The organism is Burkholderia sp. LMG 13014, assembly GCF_905232215.1.
Classification (GTDB): Bacteria; Pseudomonadota; Gammaproteobacteria; order Burkholderiales; family Burkholderiaceae; genus Burkholderia.
This window is the reverse complement of the sequence record NZ_CAJNKE010000596.1, coordinates 1-3,560: the sequence shown is the minus strand read 5'-3', so window position 1 is coordinate 3,560 and position 3,560 is coordinate 1. Positions and strand designations below refer to the sequence as shown.

Annotated in this window: 5 protein-coding genes; all 5 read left to right on the top strand. The window is 68.4% G+C overall.

Going from position 1 to position 3,560, the window contains the following annotated elements; genetic code table 11:
- The coding region (locus tag JYJ84_RS31560; protein WP_205189931.1) for a branched-chain amino acid ABC transporter permease at positions 1–673 on the top strand (673 nt) is incomplete at its 5' end.
- The gene (locus JYJ84_RS31555; RefSeq protein WP_122950104.1) at positions 670–1,437 is read left to right on the top strand and encodes an ABC transporter ATP-binding protein; all 768 of its coding nucleotides are present in this window, start codon (positions 670–672) and stop codon (positions 1,435–1,437) included. The genes JYJ84_RS31560 and JYJ84_RS31555, both read left to right, overlap by 4 nt.
- Positions 1,434–2,135, top strand: a complete 702-nt coding sequence (locus JYJ84_RS31550; RefSeq protein ID WP_122950103.1) for an ABC transporter ATP-binding protein — start codon at positions 1,434–1,436, stop codon at positions 2,133–2,135. Before JYJ84_RS31555 ends, JYJ84_RS31550 begins: the two co-directional genes overlap by 4 nt.
- A 34-nt stretch (positions 2,136–2,169) precedes the next feature.
- On the top strand, positions 2,170–3,459 hold the full coding sequence (locus JYJ84_RS31545; RefSeq protein WP_122950102.1) for a Zn-dependent hydrolase: 1,290 nt from the start codon (positions 2,170–2,172) through the stop codon (positions 3,457–3,459).
- Positions 3,456–3,560: M81 family metallopeptidase (locus JYJ84_RS31540; RefSeq protein WP_205189932.1), on the top strand; the 105-nt coding region annotated here is incomplete at its 3' end. The genes JYJ84_RS31545 and JYJ84_RS31540, both read left to right, overlap by 4 nt.

The window sequence follows — 3,560 nt, the reverse complement described above, 5'->3', positions numbered from 1 at the left end:
GCGTGGCACCTATTTCGTGATGCTGACGCTGGCGTTCGGGCAACTGTTCTATTTCCTCGCCTATACGACGCCGGATCTCACGGGCGGCGACAACGGGCTGCTCGATATCCCGCGCCCCGCGTTGTCCGCCTTCGGGCATCCGCTCGTCGTGCTCGATTCGCCGTGGCGCTATTACGGCTTCGTCGCGGTGCTGTTCGTCGCGGTGTTCTGGCTGCTGCTGCGCGTGTCGCGTTCGGTGTTCGGCCGCACGCTGCTCGCGATCCGCGACAACGAGGCGCGCGCGGCGGCGGCCGGCTACGACGTGAAGCGCTTCAAGCTCGCGGCGTTCGTGATCTCGGGGGCGGTGACGGGGCTCGCGGGCGCGCTGCATGCGCTGATGACCGGCATCGCGCCGCTGTCGAACATCGACTATCACACGAGCGAGATGATCCTCGTGATGACGGTGATCGGCGGCACGGGCAACCTGTTCGCGTCGGTGCTCGGCGCCGCGTTCTACGTGCTGTTCGCGGACTGGCTGTCGACGCTCTGGCCGCGCTGGCTGCTGCTGCTCGGTATCGTGCTGATCGCGGTCAGCCTGTTCATGCAGCGCGGCTTGTGGGGGCTCGGCGAACGCGTGATCGCATCGCTGCGGCGCACTGAACGCACGGCGGCTACGACCAGGGAGCAGGCATGAGCGAAGCGATTCTCGAAGCGCGCGGCATCGTCAAGCGCTATGGCAAATTCACGGCGCTCGGCGGCGTCGATCTGCGGATCATGCCGCGCACCGTGCATTCGGTGATCGGCCCGAACGGCGCGGGCAAGACGACGCTGTTCCATACGCTGACGGGCACGCTGCCGATCACCTCCGGCTCGATCGTGTTCGATGGCCACGACGTCACGCGCGAACCGGATTTCAGGCGCGTACGGCGCGGCATCGCGCGCTCGTTCCAGGTGACGAGCCTGTTCCCGAACCTGAGCGTGCGCGAGAACCTGCGCGTGGCCGCGCAGGGCGTCGACGCGCGGCGCGCGCTGAATCCGTGGACGCAGCCGAGCGGCCCGCTCGCGCACGACGGTATCGTCGGCGACGTCCTGGAGCGGCTCGGCCTGCAGCGCTTTGCGGACACGGTTACCGCCGCGCTGTCGCACGGCCAGCAGCGCCGGCTCGAGGTCGGGATGGCGTTGGCGGCGCGGCCGCGCGCGATTTTTCTCGACGAACCGACGTCCGGCATGGGGATCGACGATCTCGACGACATGAAGGCGCTGATCAGCGGATTGCGCAGCGACTACACGGTCGTGCTGATCGAGCACAACATGGGGATCGTGATGGACATCTCCGACACGATCACGGTGATGCAGCAGGGCCGCGTGCTGGTCGAAGGCAAGCCCGACGCGATTCGCGGCGACGAGCGTGTCCGTACCGCCTATCTCGGCAACATGATCACGGGAGGCCGCGCATGATGCTCGACATCACGGAAATCCATGCCCATTACGGCAAGAGCCATGTGCTGCAGGGCGTCTCCCTGAACGTGAAAGAAGGCGAGACGGTGACGCTGCTCGGCCGCAACGGCGCGGGCAAGTCGACGACGCTGAAAACGATCGCGGGCGCGGTCGCGCCGACCGGCGGCGCGGTGAAGTTCCTGGGGCGCCAGGTCGCCGGGCAGCCCGTGCATCGGATCGCTGCGCGCGGCCTGTGCTTCGTGCCCGAGCATCGCGGGATTTTCCGGCTGCTGTCGGTCGAGGAGAACCTGCGGCTCGGCGCACGCCGCGATTCGCCGTGGCAGCTCGACGACATCTACCGGATCTTCCCGCGCCTGAAGGAGCGCCGCCGCAACGGCGGCGCGCAACTGTCGGGCGGCGAGCAGCAGATGCTCGCGATCGGCCGCGCGCTGATGAACCATCCGCGCCTGCTGATGCTCGACGAGCCGGTGGAAGGGCTGGCGCCGGTGATCGTCGAGGAGATCGTCGAGCAGCTGAAGCGGATCAAGGCGGCTGGCGTCGCGATCCTGCTCGTCGAACAGAACCTCGAAGTGTGCACGCAGCTCGCGGATCGCCACTTCGTGATCGAACAGGGCGTGATCGTCTACGAAGGCAGCAACGCGGCGTTCATGGCCGATCACGAGGTAAAGGACCGTTACCTGGGCGTCGGCGTCGCGTAAGCGCCGCACCCTTTCATTGCGAGGAGTTCCATCGATGCAAGTTCTGGATTCGACACCGGGCGTCGCAGCGTCCGGCTTGCGCGTCGACGGCGCGCGGCTGTGGGGCAGCCTGATGCGTCTCGCGCGGATCGGCGCGACCGACAAAGGGGGCGTGTGCCGTCTCGCGCTCACCGAACTCGATCGCGAGGCGCGCGACCTGTTCACCGCGTGGGCGAAGGAAATCGGCTGCACGGTGCGTGTCGACGCGATCGGCAACATCTTCGCGCGGCGGGAGGGCGAACGCGACGACCTGCCGCCCGTGACGACCGGCAGCCATATCGACACGCAGCCGACCGGCGGCAAGTTCGACGGCAACTACGGCGTGCTCGCGGGCCTCGAGGTGCTGCGTACGCTCGACGACGCGGGCGTGCGCACGCGGGCGCCGCTGGAGGTCGCGGTCTGGACCAACGAGGAAGGCTCGCGTTTCGTGCCCGTGATGATGGGCTCCGGCGTGTTCGCGGGCGCGTTCACGCTCGACCATGCGCTCGCGCAGCGTGACCGCGACGGCATCTCGGTGGGCGACGCGCTGGCCGCGATCGGCTACGCGGGCCATGAGAGCGAAGGGCGCGACGCGCATCCGGTCGGCGCCTATTTCGAAGCGCATATCGAGCAGGGGCCGGTGCTGGAGGCCCATGACACGACGATCGGTGTGGTCGAGGGCGCGCTCGGCCAACGCTGGTATGACGTGACCGTACACGGGATGGAGGCGCATGCCGGCCCGACGCCGATGGCGCTGCGGCGCGATGCGCTGCTGGTCGCGGCCGATCTCGTGCGCGCGGTCAACGGCATCGCATGCGCACATCCGCCGCACGGACGCGGTACGGTGGGCTGGGTCGACGTCCACCCGAATTCGCGCAACGTGATTCCGGGGCGCGTGACGCTGACCGTCGACCTGCGCGCGGCGGACGATGCGACGCTCTCCGCGATGGATGCGGAACTCCGCGCGGCGTGCACTGACCTGGGTACGTCGGCCGGCATGCGGATCGACGTCGAGCAGGTCGTGTATTTTCCGCCGCAGCCCTTCGACACGACGCTGGTCGAGCAGGTTCGCGCCGGCGCGCTCGCGCTCGGGCTGTCGTCGATGAACGTGATCAGCGGTGCCGGTCACGACGCCGTGTATCTTGCGCGCGTCGCGCCGACCGCGATGATCTTCGTGCCGTGCAAGGACGGGATCAGCCACAACGAGATCGAGGATGCCGATCCCGCGCATCTGGAAGCCGGCTGCAATGTGCTGCTGCACGCGATGCTGGGCGCGGCCGGGATCGCGGAGGGGCGTGCGCGATGAGGATCCTGATCGCCCGGATGAACCACGAGACCAACACGTTCTCGCCGGTGCCGACGCCGCTCGCCGCGTTCGGCCGCAACGGCCCCGACTGGGGCGACGAC